Annotated in this window: 19 protein-coding genes and 2 tRNA genes; 6 read left to right on the forward strand and 15 right to left on the reverse strand. The window is 71.6% G+C overall.

The features are described 5' to 3' along the window. Window positions 1-34: 34 nt before the first annotated feature. A complete protein-coding gene (locus ACFVSL_RS01220; protein WP_386937765.1) occupies window positions 35-160 on the reverse strand; it encodes a hypothetical protein in 126 nt (41 codons plus the stop codon). A gap of 85 nt (window positions 161-245) precedes the next feature. On the opposite strand from ACFVSL_RS01220, the gene ACFVSL_RS01225 reads away from it, so the two are divergent. Beyond that, entirely contained in the window at window positions 246-455 is a 210-nt protein-coding gene (locus ACFVSL_RS01225; protein WP_386937767.1) for a hypothetical protein, read from the forward strand. Here the strand turns inward: ACFVSL_RS01225 and ACFVSL_RS01230 are convergent. From ACFVSL_RS01230 to topA, 6 genes are all read right to left on the reverse strand, one after another. After that, on the reverse strand, window positions 446-580 hold the full coding sequence (locus ACFVSL_RS01230; protein ID WP_386937769.1) for a hypothetical protein: 135 nt from the start codon (window positions 578-580) through the stop codon (window positions 446-448). The two genes, ACFVSL_RS01225 and ACFVSL_RS01230, sit on opposite strands and share 10 nt — an antisense overlap. A gap of 133 nt (window positions 581-713) precedes the next feature. Further along, window positions 714-789: transfer RNA gene (locus tag ACFVSL_RS01235), tRNA-Thr, on the reverse strand. Window positions 790-921: 132 nt separating this feature from the next. Further along, window positions 922-2,502: an alpha/beta hydrolase gene (locus ACFVSL_RS01240; protein ID WP_386937770.1), complete on the reverse strand. Its 1,581-nt coding sequence runs from the start codon at window positions 2,500-2,502 to the stop codon at window positions 922-924. 8 nt (window positions 2,503-2,510) lie between these two features. After that, window positions 2,511-3,689, reverse strand: coding sequence for a DNA polymerase III subunit delta' (locus ACFVSL_RS01245; protein ID WP_386937771.1), 1,179 nt, complete (start codon window positions 3,687-3,689; stop codon window positions 2,511-2,513). 34 nt (window positions 3,690-3,723) lie between these two features. Continuing rightward, window positions 3,724-4,356: a dTMP kinase gene (gene tmk, locus ACFVSL_RS01250; RefSeq protein WP_386937773.1), complete on the reverse strand. Its 633-nt coding sequence runs from the start codon at window positions 4,354-4,356 to the stop codon at window positions 3,724-3,726. Continuing rightward, entirely contained in the window at window positions 4,353-7,130 is a 2,778-nt protein-coding gene (gene topA / locus ACFVSL_RS01255) for a type I DNA topoisomerase (protein WP_386937775.1), read from the reverse strand. The genes tmk and topA overlap by 4 nt, the downstream gene beginning before the upstream one ends. 208 nt (window positions 7,131-7,338) lie before the next feature. Here topA and ACFVSL_RS01260 point away from each other — a divergent pair, with 208 nt between their 5' ends. Further along, entirely contained in the window at window positions 7,339-7,575 is a 237-nt protein-coding gene (locus ACFVSL_RS01260) for a hypothetical protein (protein WP_386937777.1), read from the forward strand. 76 nt (window positions 7,576-7,651) lie between these two features. Here ACFVSL_RS01260 and ACFVSL_RS01265 read toward each other — a convergent pair whose 3' ends face one another. From ACFVSL_RS01265 to ACFVSL_RS01285, 5 genes are read right to left on the reverse strand one after another with little or no spacing between them, the layout of a single operon-like run. Then, window positions 7,652-8,080, reverse strand: a complete 429-nt coding sequence (locus ACFVSL_RS01265) for an Rv3654c family TadE-like protein (protein ID WP_386937779.1) — start codon at window positions 8,078-8,080, stop codon at window positions 7,652-7,654. Next, window positions 8,077-8,385, reverse strand: a complete 309-nt coding sequence (locus tag ACFVSL_RS01270; RefSeq protein ID WP_386937781.1) for a TadE family type IV pilus minor pilin — start codon at window positions 8,383-8,385, stop codon at window positions 8,077-8,079. Before ACFVSL_RS01270 ends, ACFVSL_RS01265 begins: the two co-directional genes overlap by 4 nt. A gap of 16 nt (window positions 8,386-8,401) precedes the next feature. After that, window positions 8,402-8,698: a DUF4244 domain-containing protein gene (locus ACFVSL_RS01275; RefSeq protein WP_386937782.1), complete on the reverse strand. Its 297-nt coding sequence runs from the start codon at window positions 8,696-8,698 to the stop codon at window positions 8,402-8,404. Between the two features lie 58 nt (window positions 8,699-8,756). Further along, window positions 8,757-9,812 carry a type II secretion system F family protein gene (locus ACFVSL_RS01280; protein WP_386939298.1) on the reverse strand — a complete coding sequence of 352 codons (1,056 nt, stop codon included), beginning with the start codon at window positions 9,810-9,812 and terminating at the stop codon, window positions 8,757-8,759. A 2-nt stretch (window positions 9,813-9,814) separates the two neighbouring features. After that, entirely contained in the window at window positions 9,815-10,927 is a 1,113-nt protein-coding gene (locus ACFVSL_RS01285) for a TadA family conjugal transfer-associated ATPase (protein ID WP_386937784.1), read from the reverse strand. Window positions 10,928-11,384: 457 nt separating this feature from the next. Here ACFVSL_RS01285 and acs point away from each other — a divergent pair, with 457 nt between their 5' ends. Further along, window positions 11,385-13,337, forward strand: a complete 1,953-nt coding sequence (gene acs, locus ACFVSL_RS01290) for an acetate--CoA ligase (protein ID WP_386937786.1) — start codon at window positions 11,385-11,387, stop codon at window positions 13,335-13,337. Between the two features lie 80 nt (window positions 13,338-13,417). On the opposite strand, the gene ACFVSL_RS01295 is transcribed toward acs, so the two are convergent. Further along, complete coding sequence (locus tag ACFVSL_RS01295; RefSeq protein ID WP_386937788.1) at window positions 13,418-13,888, reverse strand: RidA family protein; 471 nt, start codon at window positions 13,886-13,888, stop codon at window positions 13,418-13,420. Next, window positions 13,888-14,115: a hypothetical protein gene (locus tag ACFVSL_RS01300; protein WP_386937790.1), complete on the reverse strand. Its 228-nt coding sequence runs from the start codon at window positions 14,113-14,115 to the stop codon at window positions 13,888-13,890. The genes ACFVSL_RS01295 and ACFVSL_RS01300 overlap by 1 nt, the downstream gene beginning before the upstream one ends. Before the next feature lie 149 nt (window positions 14,116-14,264). On the opposite strand from ACFVSL_RS01300, the gene ACFVSL_RS01305 reads away from it, so the two are divergent. From ACFVSL_RS01305 to ACFVSL_RS01315, 3 genes are all read left to right on the forward strand, one after another. Then, window positions 14,265-16,859 carry a transglycosylase domain-containing protein gene (locus tag ACFVSL_RS01305; RefSeq protein ID WP_386937791.1) on the forward strand — a complete coding sequence of 865 codons (2,595 nt, stop codon included), beginning with the start codon at window positions 14,265-14,267 and terminating at the stop codon, window positions 16,857-16,859. 32 nt (window positions 16,860-16,891) lie between these two features. Beyond that, window positions 16,892-17,830, forward strand: coding sequence for a metallophosphoesterase (locus tag ACFVSL_RS01310; protein ID WP_386937793.1), 939 nt, complete (start codon window positions 16,892-16,894; stop codon window positions 17,828-17,830). A 114-nt stretch (window positions 17,831-17,944) separates the two neighbouring features. Further along, window positions 17,945-18,018 (forward strand) — tRNA-Pro (locus ACFVSL_RS01315). 53 nt (window positions 18,019-18,071) lie between these two features. On the opposite strand, the gene ACFVSL_RS01320 is transcribed toward ACFVSL_RS01315, so the two are convergent. Beyond that, entirely contained in the window at window positions 18,072-19,373 is a 1,302-nt protein-coding gene (locus ACFVSL_RS01320; protein WP_386937795.1) for a UDP-glucose dehydrogenase family protein, read from the reverse strand. Window positions 19,374-19,469 lie beyond the last annotated feature (96 nt).

The following is a 19,469-nucleotide window of genomic DNA, read 5'->3' on the forward strand; positions in this document are numbered from 1 at the left end:
GCCAGCCGCGCGACGTGGGCGAGCACGGCGCGCATCAGGCGGGGTCGACCGAGACGATCGACAGGGAGCGCTCGGCCCGGTAGGCAACCGCACGGGCCGACGCGCGACACGAGGCCTTCACCGGGAGGGTGTGGCCGTCGGAGAACGTGACGATGAACATGCCACGAACGCTACACCCGGTGTAGAGGAATGTCTACACTCGGTGTAGCGTTTCAGGGCTACCCCTGACCCGTTACTGTGAGCCTGTGACCGCCCCCCTCGATCGCCTGCGCAAGACGACGGGCCGCCTCGAGCGGCACGACGCCGAGCGCGCGCGCATCATGGCCGAGCGCGACGCGCAGATCGCCGCGGCGCTCGCCGGCGGCGCCACGTGGTCCCAGGTGCAGGAGGCCTCGGGGCTGAACCCCTCGGCCGTCCGGAAAGCGCTCGAGCGCCACCGCGCTGCTCAGCCCTGAGCGAGGTCGACCGCGGGGTGCACCGGCACCTTGCATACTCGGCACACGAAGATGCCGGCGCGCGTCGCGAGCGTGCGGGTGCCGCAGCTCGGGCAGTCCGGCTCGGTGGGAATCAGGTCATCCATGAGGCTCACGGTAGACGGTGCGCGCCGCCCGCCGCCGGGGTTCTCCACAGCCTCTCGGCGCGCATAGGGTGCGCGATAGGGTGCACCACGGAAACGACGAAGGCCCCGGATCTCTCCGGGGCCTTGTCCTTACTGGAGCCGCCTGTGGGAATCGAACCCACGACCTTCTCATTACGAGTGAGACGCTCTGCCGACTGAGCTAAGGCGGCGTGACGACCGGCACGCGAGGCGCACCGACTGGCACGAGAGTCAATAGTAGCGGATGCGCGACCCTCCGGATGACCACTCGGGTTCGAGGGGCGGATGCCTCGCGGCTCGCGCCGCGAGGCCCCCGCACCCGATCAGCACTCGGGGTCGCTCGCCGGCACCGTTCCGTCGATGAGGTACGCCTCGACCGCCCCGTTCACGCACGAGTTCGACTTGTTGTAGGCCGTGTGCCCCTCGCCCTCGTAGCTCACGAGCACGCCGCTCTCGAGCTGGTCGGCGAGGGCGACCGCCCACTCGTACGGGGTCGCCGGGTCGCCGGTCGTGCCGACGACCATGATCGGCGCGGCGCCCTCGGCGTGGATCTCGGCGCGCTCGCGGTCGGACTGGTACGGCCAGTTGACGCAGCTGAGGTCGCCGTAGCCCATGTACGGGCCGATCGTCGGGGCGGCCTCGGTGATCGCCTCGGCCTTCTCGCGCATGACGGCGACGTCGGACTGGTAGGTGTAGTCGAGGCAGTTGATCGCCCGGAACGCCTCGGTCGAGTTGTCGAGGTAGGTGCCGTCGGGGTTGCGGCCGTTGTAGCCGTCGGCGAAGGCGAGGGCCGGGTCGGCGTCGCCGAACATCGTCGCCTCGAGCATGTCGCTCAGGTACGGCCAGGAGTCGGCGCTGTAGAGCGGGTAGATGATCGCCGTCAGCAGCGTGTCCGCGCCCACCATGCGGCCGTCGCTGCCGCGCAGCGGGCTCTGGTCGACCGAGGCGAGCAGGCGCCCGATCTCGTCGCGCGACTCGTCGACCGTGCCGTCGAAGGGGCATTCCTCGGAGGCGAGGCAGTCTTCGAGGTAGGCGTCGAGCGCCCGCTCGAAGCCGACGGACTGCGCCTTCGAGACCTCGAAGTCGCTCGCCGAGGGGTCGATCGCACCGTCGAGCACGAGACGGCCGACCTTCTCGGGGTAGAGCTCGGCGTAGGTCGCACCGAGGAACGTGCCGTACGAGAACCCGAGGTAGTTCAGCTGCTCGTCGCCGAGGACCGCGCGCAGCAGGTCCATGTCGCGGGCGGCGCTCACGGTGTCGACGTTCGGGAGGAGCTCGCCGGTGTTCTCCTCGCAGGCCGCCCCGAAGTCGGCCGCGGCGCTGCCGACGGCCTCGATCCACTCGTCGCTGCCGCGCTCGGCGGGCACGATGCCGTAGAGGTAGTCGTCCATCTCGGCGGCGTCGTAGCAGGCCACCGCCGACGAGCGGCCGACGCCGCGCGGGTCGAAGCCGACGACGTCGAAGCGCTCCTGCAGGGGCTCGCCGACCGCGTAGTCGAGCGAGTCGAGCACGAAGTCGTACCCCGAGCCGCCCGGGCCGCCCGGGTTCACGAGCAGCGAGCCGATCTTGTCGCCGCTCGCGACGTGGCGTACGACGGCGAGGTCGATCTCGCCCGCCGACGGGTCGTCCCAGTCGAGCGGGGCCTTGGCGGTGGCGCAGCCCATGCCGTCGCCGCAGCGCTCCCATTCGAGCACCTGCGTGTAGAACGGCTCGAGCTCGGCCGGGACCTCTTCGCCCGTGGGCGTCGACACGGGCGCCTTCTGCTCGAGGAACGAGGGCACGCACGCGCTCAGCGCGAGCACGGCGGCGAGTGCGGCGCCGACCGCAGCGAGGCGGCGCCCCCGCGGCCTCCGCCCGCTCGGCTCGTGACCCCGCGGTCGTCGGACGGTGCTCGGTGCGCTCATGCGGCTCCTCATCGGTGGTCGGTGGCTCGGACCGCGGAGACGAGCATCGCCTCGAGCGCGAGGGCCGGCTGCACGTTGCCCTCGATGCGCGTGCGCGCGGTCTGGATGGCGTCGAGGGTCGCGAGCGTGCGCGCCGGCGCGGCCGCCGCGGCGGCCTGCTCGATGCCCGGCAGCAGCTCGCGATTGACGAGCGGCACCTCGGCGGCGAGCTGCACGAGCAGGATGTCGCGGTAGAGCGAGGCGAGATCGACGAGGATGCGGTCGATGCCGTCGCGGAGGCTGCGCGTCGCCCGCCGCTTCTGGTCGTCCTCGAGGGCCTTGATCTGGGGCCGGAGCGCCGGCGGCACCGCCTGCCCGGGGGCGATGCCGAGGGAGTGCAGCGCATGCTCGCGCTCCTCGGCGTCGCGGAGCTCCGTGATCGCCTTCGCGTCGTCGCCGGCGATCTCGAGGTAGCGCGCGGCGGTCGTCACCGCGGTCGCCGTCGAGCGCACCCGCAGCGCGAGCTCGAGGGTCTCTGCCCGGCGCTCGCGCGCCTCGGCGTTGGTGGCGAGCCGGTGCGCCATGCCGATGTGGCTCTGCGCCTCGCGGGCGGCCCGCTCGGCGAGCTCGGCGTCGACGCCGTCGCGCCGCACCAGCAGCTCGGCGACGTCGGCGATGCTCGGCACCTGCAGGCGCACCGAGCGCACCCGCGAGCGGATCGTCGGGATGAGGTCGGCCTCGCTCGGGGCGCAGAGGATCCAGACGGTGCGCTCGGGCGGCTCCTCGAGCTCCTTCAGGAGGAAGTTCGAGGTCTGCTCGGTCATGCGATCGGCGTCTTCGACGATGATCACGCGGTGGCGGCCGATCGACGGCGCGTAGTGCGAGCGCTTCACGATGTCGCGCACGTCGTCGCGCTTGATGATCACGCCCTCGGTCGCGAGCACGTGCAGGTCGGGGTGGCTGCGCGCCTCGACCTGGATGCGCGTCGCCTCGTCGCCGTCGGGGTCGCCCGAGATGAGGGCCGTCGCGAAGGCGTACGCCAGGTTCGAGCGCCCCGACCCCGGCGGGCCGGTCACGAGCCACGAGTGCGTCATCTGCTGCGTGGCACCGGCGGATGCCCCGGCGTCGCCGCCGCGCGCCGCCTCGGCCGCGGCCCGGAACACGGCGATCGCCGCGTCCTGCCCGGTCAGCTCGCTCCACACGCTCACGGCTCCACGCTACCTTCCGCCGCCGACGACGGATTCAGCGGTCGCCCAGGAGCACGCCGACCCGCTCGCGGATCGCACGGGCGATCGCCTCGACCGGCTGCGCGGCGTCGACGACGAGGAACCGCTCGGGCTCGGCCTCTGCGAGCCCGAGATAGGCGGCGCGGACCCGGTCGTGGAACTCAGCGGCCTCGGCCTCGAGCCGGTCGTAGCGGGTGCGCGCCTCGTCGAGACGCCCGCGGGCCGCCTCGGCGTCGAGGTCGAGCAGCACGGTGAGGTCGGGGACGAGCCCCTCGGTCGCCCAGTCGGAGAGCCCGCGGACGGCGGCCGGATCGAGCACGCGCCCGGCCCCCTGATAGGCCACGGACGAGTCGATGTAGCGGTCCTGGAGGACGACCTCGCCGCGCTCGAGCGCGGGGCGGACGACCGTCGCGACGTGGTGGGCGCGGTCGGCCGCGTAGAGCAGGGCCTCGGCCCGCGGGGCGATGTCGCCGCGGTGGTGCAGGACGATCTCGCGCACCTCGACCCCGACGGCGGTGCCGCCGGGCTCGCGAGTGCGCACGACGGTGCGCCCCTGCCCGGCCAGCCACTCGCCGAGGAGCTCGGCCTGCGTGGTCTTGCCAGAACCGTCGCCCCCCTCGAGGGTGATGAACAGACCAGCACCGCTCACTTCTTCGACGCCGCCTTCTTCGTGGCCGGCTTCTTGGCGGGCGCCTTCTTGCGCGGCGCCGCAGGGCCCTTGTCGCGCTTGATCTGGAGCAGCTCCACCGCGCGCTCGAAGGTGATGTCCTCGACCGACTCGGCCCGCGGGATCGTCGCGTTCGTGGTGCCGTCGGTGACGTACGGGCCGAAGCGGCCGTCCTTCACCTTGATCGGCTTGCCGCTCACCGGGTCGTTGTCGAACTCCTTCAGTGCGCTCGACGCGCGGCGCGCACCGTACTTCGGCTGTGCGAAGAGCTCGAGGGCTCCGGCGAGGTCGATGTCGAAGATCGAGTCCTCGCTCGGCAGCGTGCGCGTGTCGGCGTCCTTCTTGAGGTACGGACCGTAGCGGCCGTTCTGCGCCGTGATCTCGACGCCCGACTCGGGGTCGGCGCCGACGACGCGGGGCAGGTCGAGCAGCTTCAGCGCGGTCTCGAGGTCGATCTCCTCGGGGTGCATGCTCTTGAACAGCGAGGCGGTGCGCGGCTTCGGAGCCGCGGCCTTCTTCGCGCCGCGCTTGGCCTTGGGGGCCTCGACCACCTCGCCCGTCGCGGTGTCGACGGTCGTCGCCGCCTCGGGCTCGGGCTCGAGCTCGGTGACGTACGGCCCGAAGCGGCCGTCCTTCGCGACGACCTGCTTGCCGTTCGCGGGGTTCACCCCGAGCACCCGGTCGCCCTGCACCGGCGCCTCGATGAGCTCGCGTGCCTTCGCCTCGGTGAGCTCATCGGGCGCGAGCCCCTCGGGCAGGTTCACCCGACGCGGCGTGGGCTCCCCCGTCGCCGACGGGGCGGCGTCGGGGTCGACCGTCTCGAGGTAGGGGCCGTACTTGCCGATGCGCAGCGTGATGTCGGGCGCGATCACGACCGAGTTGATCTCGCGGGCGTCGATCTCGCCGAGGTTGTCGACGACCTGCCGGAGGCCGCGGTGCTTGTCCGAGCCGAAGTAGAAGCTCGAGAGCCAGTCGACCCGGTCGGCCTCGCCCGCGGCGATGTGGTCGAGGTCGTCCTCCATCTCGGCCGTGAAGTCGTACTCGACGAGGTCGCCGAAGTGCTCCTCGAGCAGGCGCACGACCGAGAAGGCGATCCAGCTCGGCACGAGCGCCTGGCCGCGCTGGGTGACGTAGCCGCGATCGATGATCGTCGAGATGATCGAGGCGAACGTCGAGGGGCGGCCGATGCCGAGCTCCTCGAGTCGCTTGACGAGGCTCGCCTCGGTGTAGCGCGGCGGCGGGCTCGTCTCGTGACCCTTGGCCTCGAGGAGGTCGAGCGCGAGCTCCTGCCCCTCGGCCAGCTGCGGGAGCTTGGCGTCGCCCGAGGCGTCGTCGCGGTTGCGCTCCTCGTCGCGGCCCTCTTCATAGGCGGCGAGGAAGCCCCGGAAGGTGATCACGGTGCCGCTCGCGGTGAACTCGGCGATGGTGCCGCCGATCTTCGTCGTCGGCGCGGCCGGGGCGGGCGCCGAGGCATCCGTCGGACCGACCTCGATGGTGACGGTCGCCGTCTGGCCCTTCGCGTCGGCCATCTGCGAGGCGACGGTGCGCTTCCAGATCAGGTCGTAGAGGTCGAACTCGCGACCGCGCAGTGCGCCCTGCAGCGAGGAGGGCGTGCGGAAGACCTCGCCGGAGGGGCGGATCGCCTCGTGCGCCTCCTGCGCGTTCTTCGACTTGCCCGCGTAGACGCGGGGCTTGTCGGGCACGGAGTCCGCGCCGTAGAGCGACGTCGCCTGCGCGCGAGCGGCCGAGACCGCCTGCTGCGAGAGCGAGTTCGAGTCGGTGCGCATATAGGTGATGTAGCCGTTCTCGTAGAGCGACTGCGCCACGCGCATCGTGTCCTTCGCCGAGAGCCGGAGCTTGCGCGCCGCCTCCTGCTGCAGGGTCGACGTCGTGAAGGGCGCCGCCGGTCGGCGCGAGTACGGCTTCGTCTCGAGCTTCGACACGCGGCGGGCGACGGCGTCGTCGCGGAGGGCCGCGGCCAGCGCCTCGGCGGTCGGCTCGTCGATGACGACGGCCTTCGAGGTGAGCTTTCCGGCGTCGTCGAAGTCGCGACCGCTGGCGATTCGCTCGCCGCCGATGCGAACGAGCTTCGCGTCGAACGCGCTGCCCGCGGCCTCCGTGGCGAAGGTGCCGATCAGGTCCCAGTAGCCGGCAGCGACGAAGGCGAGACGCTCGCGCTCGCGGTCGACGACGAGACGGGTGGCCGCGGACTGCACGCGGCCGGCCGAGAGGCCGGGCCCCACCTTGCGCCAGAGCACCGGCGAGACCTCGTAGCCGTAGAGACGGTCGAGGATGCGCCGGGTCTCCTGCGCGTCGACGAGCGCCGTGTCGAGCTCGCGGGTGTTGTCCTTCGCCTTCTGGATGGCGTCCTTCGTGATCTCGTGGAAGACCATGCGGCGCACGGGGACCTTCGGCTTCAGCTCCTGGAGGAGGTGCCACGCGATGGCCTCGCCCTCGCGGTCCTCATCGGTGGCGAGCAGGAGCTCGTCGGCGTTCTTGAGGGCGCGCTTGAGCTCGGCGACCGTCTTCTTCTTGGAGTCGGAGACCACGTAGTACGGCTCGAAGCCGTTGTCGACGTCGACCGAGAACTTGCCGAGGGGCCCCTTCTTGAGCTCGGCGGGCAGGTTCTTCGGCTCGATGAGGTCGCGGATGTGACCGACCGAGGACAGCACCTCGTAGCCGTCGCCCAAGTACTGGGCGATGGACTTCATCTTGGTCGGCGACTCCACGATGACCAACTTCTTCGCGCCTGACACCAGACTCCTTCTACCGTTCGAATGAGACGAGAACGCACAATGTATGCCGCGCCCCCGAGCGGTGTGCCGTGATCGGCGGAACGCTCCGCCGACAGCCACACGATACACACCCTCCCCGGAAGTGCGCCCACTCCACCGCGTCCAGTCGGCGCGGCGCGACTCGCCGCGACCCCCTTGCGCTTCCGCGGGCCGGGAGGAGAATGGCGGCATGGACACGTCATCTCACGGCTCGTACACGGCCAAGCTGATCGACGGGCCGCTCGAGGGCAAGACCGTCGCGACGGCCTTCCTCGAATCCGGCGACCCCAGGCCCCGACTCGAGCTCAGCACCGACGCGGGCAAGCACTACGTCTACTCCCGCTCGGCCGGCCTCGAGTTCGAGACGCCGGGCGACTCGCGCCCCTCGGCGGTCGACTACCGGTTCATCGAGACCGTCTTCGACTGATCGGGGCGACGCCCCGCGCGTCCGCCGTACGACTGCGCTCCACCCCGCCCCGCCCCCGCTTGCCGCGCCGCGAGGCTCAGCCCGTCCAGCCGGGTGGCCCGGCGCGCGCCTCGGCCTCGATGGCGAAGCCGAACGCGCCGAAGCCGACCGACACCGTCGAGACCGGGCCGTCGAGCTCGCACCCCGTCAGTTCGACGCCGTTGCGCTCGGCGATCGCCGAGGCCAGCGCGCACGGCACCCCGGGGACCGCCCCGCTCGAGGCATCGGCCGCGGCGAGGGCGGCGGCGTCGGCGGCGTTCGCCGCCCGCTGCGATCCGACGAACGCCCCGAGCAACGGCACGGTGAGCGCCGTGAGCGCGACCGTCGCCCCGACGAGCCCGAGCGCGACGACCGAAGCGGCGCCGCGATCGGCGGGGCCGACGGGGCCTTCGGCACCCGCAGGGCCGACGGAGCCGGCGGCGAATCGACCGGCGAGACCGCCGTCGCGGCATCGGCGCCGACTCACCGCCCGCCCCCGACGGCACACGATTCCGCGCTCAGCCGCACCGCCGCGAGGAGGCCTCCGCCCGAGGCGGTGAGCCGCGCGCAGACGAACTCCCCTTCGTCCGACACCTCGAGCGCCACGGCACCGGCCACCCGCGTGGCGATCGACTGCGCCGTCGCGCTCGTCTCGCCTCGAGCGAGCGCACGGGCGGCGTCGGCGGCCGCGTCGGTGAGCCGCACCTGCTGCGCGGCGAGCTGCACCGAGGCGAGGCAGCCGGCGAGCACGATCGCGATCGCCGGCAGCGCGACGGCGAACTCGGCCGTCACGCTGCCCCGCTCGCGGTCAGCCCACCGTGAGCGCATTCCGCACGAGATCGGTGAGGATGCCCCGCACCTCGTCGCCGCGGAGGATGACGACGAGGAGCCCCGCGAAGCCGACCGCAGCCATGGTCGCGACGGCGTACTCGGCGGTGGCGGCGCCGCGCTCTCCGGCGAGTCGACGGAGGAGGCGACGCGGAGCGGCCGGCTGCACGGCGGACTCGACGCCGGTCGTCGCCGGATCGGCGCTCGGGGCGACGCCGCTCGGGCCGACGCGGCCCGAGCGCGCTCGCTCGTCGACGTGGTGATCGGAGTGCTGCATGTGGTTCCCTTCTGTTGCGCCGGAGGACCGGCGGTTCGGCGGCACGAGCCGTGGGTCGTCACGAGGCACCGCCGAGGGTGCCCGTGACGACGGAGATCATGAGCGGGGCGACGCCGAGCAGCACGAACGCCGGCAGCACGCAGAGCCCCAGCGGCAGCATGAGCCGCACGCCGAGCGCGGCCGCCCTCGCGGCGCCGGCCGAGCGCGCGGCACGGCGCACCCGGAAGGACTCGGCGCGGAGCAGCTCGGCGACCGGAGCGCCGGCCCGGGCTGCGAGCGCCACGACCGCATCGACGGCGCGGCCGTCGTCCGAGTGCGGCACGTGGATGCGCACCGTCTCGCGAGTGAGCCGCCTGGCCCGTTCGACCGAGGCTCCGCTCGACATCGCGATCGCGAGCAGCTCGAGCTCGAGCCCGGCGTCGGTCTGCGACACCGACGCAGCCCGGGCGAGCCTGCGGTTCCAGCTCGCCCCGGCCCAGAGCAGCAGCGCGCCGAGCACGAGGCAGGCGATGCCGATCGGGTTGCCGACGAGCACGCCGACCGTGTCGAAGCCGAGCGTCGCGCCGAAGCCGAGCGCGATCAGCGGAAGCGCGGTGACGAGCCGCGCGCTCGCGGCCGGACCGGCGAGCGCGGCCCCGACGTCGCGACGCAGCTGCGCCTCGTCGCGGAGCACCACGGCGAGGCTGCGCAGGCTCGCCGCGAGCGGGGCGCCCGACTCGGCGGCGACCGACCACGCCGCGGCCAGCACCGGCCAGGCCGAGGATGCCCCGGGGTGGGCCTCGCGCGCGGCGGCGATGGCCGCGGCGACCGCCTCCCCCTGCGACGCGGCCTCCGCGGCCGCCGCGAGCACGAGCTGGTCGTCGGAGGCGGCCTCGGCGACCGAACCGGCCGCGCGGCGCGGGCCACCCGGCGGAGCGGGCGCGAGCGCCGCACCGAGCGCCTCCGTCGACGGCTCCGCGTCGGCCGACGGCTCCCCGTCGGCCGACACGTGCCGCCAGGCGCTCGAGGCCGGCACTCCCGCGGCGAGCAGCACCGCGAGCCGTTCGGCGATCGACGCGATCGCATCGGCGCCCGCTCCCGGATCGGTCCTCCGGCGCAGCAGCATCGTCGGCATGATCACAGCGGCTCCACTCCGAGCCGGTCGCCGTGCAGGACGAAGCGGCCGACCTGGGCGAGGCGCCGACGCCCGTCGACCCGTTCGAGGTGCAGCACGAGGTCGAAGGCGCTCGCGGTCTGCCTCGCAACGGCGTCGGGCGAGAGCCCGGCGGGCGCCCCGAGCGCCTCGAGCCGCGCGGGGACGTCGGCGAGCGAGTTCGCGTGCAGCGTGCCCGCGCCGCCGTCGTGGCCGGTGTTGAGTGCCGCGAGGAGCTCGCGCAGCTCGGCGCCGCGGCACTCTCCGACGACGAGCCGATCGGGGCGCATGCGCAGCGCCTCGCGCAGCAGCGCGTCGAGGCCGATGCGCCCGCTGCCCTCGAGGTTCGCCTGGCGCGCCTCGAGCGACACGACGTGCGGGTGTGCGAGCCGGAGCTCGGCGACGTCCTCGATGACGACGATGCGCTCGTGCGACGGCGCGCCGCTCAGCATCGCCGCGAGCATGGTGGTCTTGCCGGTGCCGCCCGCCCCCGTGACGAGCAGGTTCCGGCGCTCGCGCACCGCGCGCTCGAGGAGGAGGCGCTGCGGCTCGTCGAGCATGCCGGTGCCCGCGAGCTCGGCGAGCGAGCGGCCGGCCGCCCTCGGGATGCGCACGGAGATGAGCGTGCCCCCGGTCGAGACGGGCGGCAGCACCACGTGCACGCGGATGCCGAGCCCGAGCCGGACGTCGACGGTCGGGGTGGCCTCGTCGACGTGGCGACCGCCCCGGGCGATGAGCTTCACGGCGAGCGCCCGCACCTCGGTCTCCTCGGCCGACCAGCCCGGCGCGCGACGGGCGCCGTCACCCCGGTCGATCCAGAGGCCGGCGCCGCCGTTGACGAACAGGTCGGTGACGGGGCCGTCGGCCGCGAACGGCGCGAGGGCGTCGAGCACGGCGAGGTCGATCGATCCGGGGACCGCCGCCGGTTCGGCTCGGGGCCCGGGTTCGAGGCCGGTGAGGATCTCGGCGAACCGCTCGTCGGTCGCGCGCTGCGACTCGGCCGCGACCGTCGGACGCGCGCGGTCGTCCGGTGGTTCGCGGATCGGGGCGGGCTCGGCGGCCTGCCAGGAGGGCGTCGCCACGAATGGGATGGACATGCGGCGAGCGTACGGAGCCGGGCGAGCCGCGAGGCATCCGCTCGACCGTGGAAAGGAAAGAGCCTCCCCCACGTCATTGTGGAGGAGGACTCGACCCGCACCCGCGAGAGGTGCTGTTAACGAAAGGGGGCGGCACCCATTGGGGGGAACAGGTGCCGCCTCGGCAGCGCAAGGATTGGGGGGAATCGCGAGCGCTGCAGGCCTCGAAACGAGTGTTCGGGCGGTATTCAGTGTAGGGCTTCAGAATGAATGCGCAAGTATTTTTGTCCTCATTTGTGCGGACACACAGATTTCTCTGCGCAAAGGCACAGTAGTACCTCCGAGGCCGTGCACGGAAGTGCAAAGGGACGATGTGTTTCCCCGCTCGTCGAACGCACCCACGAGCGAGAGGTAGGGTGCTGCTTGGGGCAGGCGACCCAACCGATGAAACAGATCGCGAAGGAGCGACCGGAGAACCATGACCGTTCAGATCGATCACGCACTCGAGGAGATCAGGCGCTTCCGTCCGAGCCCCGAGTTCGCCGCCCAGGCCGTCGCCGGTGAAGAGCTCTACGAGTCGGCGCGCGCCGACCGCCTCGGCTTCTGGGCCGAGCAGGCCCGAGAGCTCCTCACCTGGCAGAAGCCGTTCACCCGCACGCTCGACTGGTCGAACCCGCCCTTCGCGAAGTGGTTCGACGACGGCGAGCTCAACGTGGCAGAGAACTGCCTCGACCGCCACGTCGCGGCCGGCCTCGGCGACCGCGTCGCCATCCACTTCGAGGGCGAGCCCGGCGACAGCCGCGACATCACCTACGCCGAGCTCACCGACGAGGTCAAGCGCGCCGCGAACGTGCTCGAGGGCCTCGGCGTCGGCGAGGGCGACCGCGTCGCCATCTACCTGCCGATGATCCCCGAAGCCATCGTCTCGATGCTCGCGGTCGCGCGCATCGGCGCCATCCACTCCGTCGTGTTCGGCGGATTCAGCTCCGACAGCCTCGCCTCGCGCATTGACGACGCGGAGGCCAAGCTCGTGATCACCGCCGACGGCGGCTACCGCAAGGGGCGCGTCTTCCCGCTGAAGCCGACGGTCGACGAGGCGATCGCGAAGTCGGCCGGGTCGGTCCAGAAGGTGCTCGTCGTCAAGCGCACGGGCAACGACGTCGACGTCGACGCCGCACGCGACGTGTGGTGGCACGACACGGTCGCCGACGCCTCGGGTGAGCACACCGCGAAGCCCTTCAACGCCGAGCACCCGCTCTTCATCCTCTACACGAGCGGCACCACCGGAAAGCCGAAGGGCGTCGTCCACTCGAGCGGCGGCTACCTCACGCAGGCGGCGTTCACCCACAAGAACGTCTTCGACCTGCACCCCGAGACCGACGTCTACTGGTGCACCGCCGACGTCGGCTGGATCACCGGCCACTCGTACGTGGTGTATGGCCCGCTCGCCAACGGCGCGACCCAGGTCGTCTACGAGGGCACCCCCGACACGCCGCACCCTGGCCGCTGGTGGGAGATCGTCGAGAAGTACAAGGTCTCGATCCTCTACACCGCACCCACGGCGATCCGCTCCTTCATGAAGCTCGGCCGGCAGATCCCGCACCAGTTCAACCTGCGCTCGCTGCGCCTGCTCGGCTCGGTCGGCGAGCCCATCAACCCCGAGGCGTGGATCTGGTACCGCCATGTCATCGGCGGCGGATCGATCCCGGTGGTCGACACGTGGTGGCAGACCGAGACCGGCGCGATCATGATCTCCGCGCTCCCGGGCGTCACCGATCTGAAGCCCGGCTCCGCGCAGGTGCCGATCCCCGGCGTCTCGATCGACATCCTCACCGACGAGGGCGTGCCCGTCGAGGGCGAGGAGGGCGGGCTCCTCGTCGTGACCGAGCCGTGGCCGTCGATGCTCCGCGGCATCTGGGGCGACCCCGAGCGCTTCAAGGAGACCTACTGGGAGAAGTTCGGCGACAAGTACTTCGCCGGCGACGGCGCCCGTCGCGACGAGGACGGCGACATCTGGCTGCTCGGCCGGGTCGACGACGTCATGAACGTCTCGGGTCACCGTCTCTCCACTGCCGAGATCGAGTCGTCGCTCGTCGCCCACCCGTGGACGGCCGAGGCGGCGGTGGTCGGCGCCTCCGACGAGACCACGGGCCAGGCGGTCGTGGCGTTCGTGATCCTCAAGGCGAGCCAGGCCGCGCACGGCGACGACGTCGCCGCCGCGTCGGAGGAGCTGCGCAAGCACGTCGCGACCCAGATCGGCGCGATCGCCCGGCCCCGCCAGGTGTTCATCGTCAACGAGCTGCCGAAGACGCGTTCGGGCAAGATCATGCGGCGCCTGCTGCGCGACCTCGCCGAGGGCCGTCAGATCGGCGACACGACGACGCTCGCCGACACCTCGATCATGCAGATCATCAGCGAGCAGGTGAAGTAGCGGCGTCCTGCGACGCACGGCACGACGACGGATGCCCCGGCGGGAATCACTCCCGCCGGGGCATCCTGGTCGTGCGGTCGCTACGCGAACTCGACGATGAGCTCGAGCTCGACCGGCGAGTCGAGCGGCAGCACGGCGACGCCGACGGCCGAGCGGGCGTGGCGCCCGGCGTCGCCGAAGATCTCGCCGAGCACCTCGGAGGCGCCGTTGATGACGCCCGGCTGGCCGGTGAACGCCGGGTCGGAGGCGACGAAGCCGACGAGCTTCACGATGCGGGTGACGCGATCGAGCGAGCCGATCTCGGCGCGCACCGCGGCGAGCGCGTTGAGCACGCAGGTGCGTGCATAGGTCTTGGCGTCGTCGGCGGGCACGAGCCCGTGACCGTCGCCGACCTTGCCGGTGGCGGGCAGCGCACCGGCCGTGAACGGCAGCTGGCCCGAGGTGTGCACGTACGAGCCGGTGACGACCGCGGGAACGTACGCGGCGACCGGTGCGGCGACCTCGGGGAGCTCGATGCCGAGCTCGGCGAGTCGCGCCTCGACGGCGGCCATCAGGCGTCGCCCTCGAACTGCTTCGCGGCCTGCGCGGCCGCGGCGGCACCGGCCGACGCCGCCGCCGAGTCCTCGCCGCCCTTGGGGCGCTTCAGGTAGGCGACGAGCCCGCCCTCGGGGCCCTGCACGACCTGCACGAGCTCCCAGCCCTCGGAGCCCCAGTTGTTGAGGATCGCGGCGGTGTTGTGGATGAGCAGCGGAGTGGTGATGTACTCCCAGGCGGGCATATGGGCTCCCTCGATGGATGTCTCGTGCACGATGCGTGCGGGATCTCGGTTCGCGGCGTGTCGCACCCGGATGCGACGCCCAGCGCACGTATCGGGATTTGCCAGCCTTCTCCGTTAAGCTCCACTATATGTCTGCCCAAAAACGTACGATGAGCGACGTCGGCACCGGAATCCTCGGGTTCGTCGGCATGAGCGCTCTCGCCGGCGTCCTCGTGACCGCCGCGGTGACCCCGGCCCTCGCCGTGACCGGCATGGCTGCCAACAACAGCATCACGATGTTCGAGAACCTCCCCGGGTACCTCGAGATCGGCGAGCTGGCGCAGAAGTCGACCATCTACGCGGTCAAGGCTGACGGAACTCCTTCTGCTATGGCGTTCTTCTACGACGACAACCGGGAAGAGGTCGCGTTCGAGTACATCTCGCAGTACCTGAAGGACGCCGCGGTCGCCGGTGAGGACCCCCGGTTCTACGACCACGGCGGCATCGACATCGCAGGCACGGTGCGCGGCGCGCTGAAGACGGTCGTCGGCGGCGACACGCAGGGCGGCTCGTCGATCACGCAGCAGTACGTCAAGAACGTCCTCGTCGCGAACGACATGTCGAAGGCGACGACCGACGAAGAGCGCACCGAGGCGTGGGAGAAGCACACAAAGACCACCGTCGACCGCAAGCTCAAGGAGATGCGGTACGCGATCACGGTCGAGAAGCAGTACTCGAAGGACGTGATCCTCGGCGGCTACCTGAACATCGCGGGCTTCGGCGGCCAGATCTACGGCGTGCAGACCGCAGCCTCGTACTACTTCGGCACCAACGCGAAGGACCTCACCCTCGCGCAGGCGGCGAGCCTCATCGCGATCGTCAACAGCCCCGAGGAGTTCCGCCTCGACTACCCCGACGACGAGCTCAACGGCGCGGCCACGGTCGTCGACGGCGAGACCGTGCCGTACGCGCGCAACAAGGAGCGACGCGACTACATCCTCGGCAAGATGCTCGAGGAGAAGAAGATCACCCAGGAGGAGCACGACGCGGCGGTCGCCGAGCCGGTTGCACCCAAGATCACCGAGCCGTCGAGCGGCTGCCAGGCCTCGAAGTCCTTCGCCTACTTCTGCGACTACGTGACGTGGGAGATCAAGAACAAGCTCGACGACCCCGAGACCCCCGACGTGAACGAGGGCGCCCGCATGCTCGAGCGCGGCGGTCTCGACATCTACACGACGATCGACATGGACATGCAGGCCGAGGCGAATGCGGCCGTGCACGAGAACGTGCCGGCGTCGGCCGAGGGCATCGACATCGGCGGCTCGGCGGTGTCGGTCCAGGTCGGAACCGGCCGCATCCTCGCGATGGTGCAGAACACCACCTACAACGTCGATCCCGAGGTCACCGGCGACGGCTACGACGCGGTCAACTACAACGCCGACATCGACTACGGCGGCTCGAGCGGCTTCCAGCCCGGGTCGACCTACAAGGTCTTCACCCTCGCAGAGTGGCTGAAGGAGGGCCACGCGCTCAACGAGGGCGTGGATTCGCGGCGCCGCGACGCCTGGGGCGACTTCAAGAACAGCTGCCAGGGCACCATGACCGACAGCGGCGAATGGGGCAACCCGAAGAACGACGGCGGCGAGCAGGGCGGCTACTGGACGGCCGTGCAGAACACCGTGAACTCGTACAACACCGGATTCATCGCGATGGCGAAGCAGCTCGACCTCTGCGGCATCACGAAGACCGCGGAGTCGCTCGGCGTGCACCGGGCGGACCACACTCCGCTGCTGCAGTTCCCCTCGACGATCCTCGGCACCAACGAGGTCGCACCGATCTCGATGGCGACCGCGTTCGCGGGCATCGCGAACCAGGGCAAGGCCTGCACCCCCGTCGCGATCGACAAGATCAAGGACGGCAGCGGCAAGGAGATCGAGGTGCCGAAGTCCGAGTGCACCCAGGGGCTCACCCCCGAGGTCGCTGCGGCGACCGCGTACGCGATGCAGAAGGTCATGAGCGAGGGCACCGGTACGTCCTCGTCGCCCTACGTCGACCCGTGGTACCCCATGATCGGCAAGACGGGAACGAGCGACAACAACGAGGCGACGTGGATGAGCGGCGCCACGACGAAGGTCGCGACCGTGGTCGGCGTGTACAACGTCACGGGGCACGTCAACCTCCGCGAGACCTACTTCGACGCCGGCCAGGCGGCGACGCTGCGCCACAACATCTGGCCGCGGATCATGTCGGTCGCGACCGCCAAGTACGGCGGCGGCGACTTCCCCGACCCGCAGTCGTCGTACCTGAACGCGCCGCAGGTCGCCGTGCCGAACGTGCTCGGGCTCGCACCCGAGGCGGCCCAGAAGGCCCTCCAGCAGGCCGGCTTCGGCTGGACCATGGACGGCGAGGTCGATGCGGCGCAGCCGAAGGGCACCATCGGCGCGCAGAGCCCGTCCGGCACCGCTGGTCGCGGCGCGATCATCTCGCTGAAGACGAGCCGCGGCAACCTGACCGGAGTTCCCGACGTCTCCGGAATGCAGGCCGACCAGGCCGAGGCGACCCTCGGGGCCGCCGGCTTCCGGGTCGACCGCAAGGAGGAGGACACGGACGACGAGAGCATGAACGGCCTCGTCCTGTCGCAGTCCCCCGGCCCGGGCGAGAACGCGAAGCCGGGCCAGAAGGTGACGATCGTCATCGGCCGCTTCACCGGCGGCGGTGACGGCGGCGACGGCGGCGGCCCCGACAACCCTCCGGGCAACGGTTGACCGCCCGCTTGACGCCCGTCGCGCGGATCGCCATGGCGATCGGCGCGGCGGGCGTCGCCGCATTCGCATGGGGTTCCCTCGTCGAGCGGACGCGCTGGACGCTCCGGCGCGCCGAGGTGCCGGTGCTGCCGGCGGGGGCGCAGCCGATCCGGGTGCTGCACCTCTCCGACCTGCACATGGCGCCATGGCAGCGCGACAAGCAGGAGTGGGTCAGGGAACTCGCCCGCCTCGAACCCGATCTCATCGTCGACACCGGTGACAACCTGGGCCACGAGCGCGGACTCGAGGGCATCCGACGCGCGTTCGAACCGTTCGCCGGCATCCCCGGGGTCTTCGTCAACGGCTCGAACGACTACTTCGGTCCCACCCCGAAGAACCCGTTCGTGTACTTCGCCGGCCCTTCTCGGCACCGTCGCACCGCGAAGCGGCTCGACATCGACGCCCTGCACGGGTTCTTCGCCGAACTCGGCTGGCAGGACCTCGACAACACGGCCGCGAGCCTCGACCTCCGGGGCACGCACTTCGAGTTCTTCGGCGTCGACGATCCGCACAAGGGCTACGACCGGCTCGACCTCATCGCCGGCGCGATCGACGAGCTCCGGGCCGACGACCCGCTCGGCGAGGAGAGCTGGCTCGACGAGACCCCCGAGCGCACGACCCGCCCGACCGTGACCATCGGGGTCGCGCACGCCCCGTACCAGCGCGTGCTCAACTCCTTCGTGAACCACGGCGCCCAGCTGATCCTCGCCGGACACACGCACGGCGGCCAGGTCTGCGTGCCCGGCTACGGGGCGCTCGTGACCAACTGCGACATCCCCCGCAAGCAGGTCAAGGGGCACAGCGTCTGGCGCCACGGGCTCCGGTCGGCGTTCCTCAACGTCTCGGCCGGGCTCGGCACCTCGATCTTCGCTCCCGTCCGCTTCGCGTGCCCGCCCGAGGCGACGCTCATCACCCTCGTGCCCGCCGAGTAGGGTCGCCGACTCGCCGTCCGACGGCGCCCGGCGGCCGGCGAGACCACCCCGGGGCCCGGTGGTCGGAGGAGCCCGATTTATCGGCTATTCTTGTTGAGGCTCGCAAGGGCCGCCCGGGGTGTGGCGCAGCTTGGTAGCGCGCGTCGTTCGGGACGACGAGGTCGCAGGTTCAAATCCTGTCACCCCGACCGGGTAGAGACCCCCTCCGATTCGGAGGGGGTTTCGTCGTTCTCGGGGGGCCTCAGGGCCGACCGATGCCGCGGTACTCCCACCCGGCCGCCCGCCAGGCGGCGGCGTCGAGCACGTTGCGCCCGTCGATGATGCGCCGGCCTGCGACGAGTCGCGCGGTCTCGACCGGGTCGAGCGCACGGTACTCGCGCCACTCGGTGACGAGGACGACGAGGTCGGCACCCCGCAGCGCCTCCCGGGTCGAGGTCACGTAGTCGAGCTGCGGGTGACGCGCCCGGGCGTTGTCGACGCCCTCGGGATCGGTGGCGACGACCTCGGCGCCGAGCCCCTTCAGCTGCACGGCGACATCGAGCGCGGGCGAATCGCGGACGTCGTCGGACTCGGGCTTGAAGGTCACGCCGAGCACGGCGATGCGCTTTCGATGGACGCTGCCGTCGAGGGCGGCGACCGCGAGGTCGACCGCGCGCTGACGCTGGCGCAGGTTGATGGCGTCGACCTCGCGGAGGAAGGCGAGCGCCTCCCCGCGTCCGAGCTCCTCTGCGCGCGCTGTGAACGCCCGGATGTCCTTCGGCAGGCAGCCGCCGCCGAACCCGACCCCCGCGTTGAGGAAGCGCCGGCCGATGCGCGCGTCGTGCCCGATCGCGTCGGCGAGCGCCGTCACATCGGCGCCCGAGGCATCCGCGATCTCACTCATCGCGTTGATGAAGCTGATCTTCGTCGCGAGGAAGGCGTTCGCCGCGACCTTGACGAGTTCGGCCGTCGCGTAGTCGGTCACGATCCGCGGGGTGCCCGCCTCGATCGCGGCGCGGTAGACCTGGTCGAGCACGGATGCCGCGTGGTCGTCGCCGACGCCGTAGACGAGCCGATCGGGCTCGAGCGTGTCGCGCACGGCGAAGCCCTCTCGGAGGAACTCGGGATTCCAGGCGAGCGCGGCGTGCGGGGCGAGCTCGGCGAGACGTTCGGCGAGGCGCCCGGCCGTCCCGACGGGGACGGTGCTCTTGCCGACGACGAGCGCGCCCTCGGCCAGGTGGGGCACGAGGGCATCGAAGGCCGCGTCCACGTAGCGGAGGTCGGCGGCGTTGCTGTCGGCCGCCTGCGGGGTGCCCACCGCGAGGAAGTGCACCTCCGCGTCGGCCGCATCGGCGATGTCGGTCGAGAAGCGGAGCCGACCGGTCGCCGTCGCGGACGCGAGGATCTCGGCGAGCCCGGGCTCGAAGAACGGCGGACGCCCGCCGGCGAGCGCGGCGATCTTCGAGGGATCGACGTCGACGCCGATGACGTGGTGCCCGAGCTCGGCCATCGCCGAGGCGTGCACGGCGCCGAGGTAGCCGCAGCCGATCACCGAGATGCGCATCGCATGACCCTTTCGCTCAGGTGACTTCCATTCTCCTGCACGCGCATCGGCAGTCGCCGGGAACCGCCGGACGTCGCTCGGGGTTCACCGGCTCGC

Origin of the sequence: Agromyces sp. NPDC058064 (assembly GCF_042885275.1) — a bacterium.
Lineage (GTDB): Bacteria > Actinomycetota > Actinomycetes > Actinomycetales > Microbacteriaceae > Agromyces.